Source organism: Psychrobacter sp. GW64-MNA-CIBAN-0177 (assembly GCF_040309585.1).
In the GTDB taxonomy this organism is placed as follows: domain Bacteria; phylum Pseudomonadota; class Gammaproteobacteria; order Pseudomonadales; family Moraxellaceae; genus Psychrobacter; species Psychrobacter okhotskensis.
Genome location: NZ_JBEOOY010000298.1, coordinates 1 through 266, shown reverse-complemented (window position 1 = coordinate 266; position 266 = coordinate 1). Strand labels below are relative to the sequence as shown.

Annotated in this window: 1 protein-coding gene; it reads left to right on the top strand. The window is 65.4% G+C overall.

The features are described from left to right. A partial coding sequence (gene earP, locus AAEY79_RS15155) for an elongation factor P maturation arginine rhamnosyltransferase EarP (protein ID WP_352289281.1) occupies positions 1–163 on the top strand: 163 nt, incomplete at its 5' end. Positions 164–266 lie beyond the last annotated feature (103 nt).

The window sequence follows — 266 nt, the reverse complement described above, 5'->3', positions numbered from 1 at the left end:
GTTCTGGCATGCGTGGAACGGCGCCGGCACGCCCGACTGGGCCGATTTCTGGCAACACCGCGCCGCGCTGGACGCCAATGCGATCCGCTGGGCCGACGCGCTCGCGGCCGTCGGCGATCTCGCCGGAAAGCTGGCGGAATACGCAAAATCTCAGTTAAAATAAGCGGTTATCCGACGGCTGACCACGCAAGCGCTCGCGTTTGAGCTTTGGGCGCCCACCGGAACGCATCTGCTTGGCGCCTCACCCGTTGTGCACCGCTCAGGCA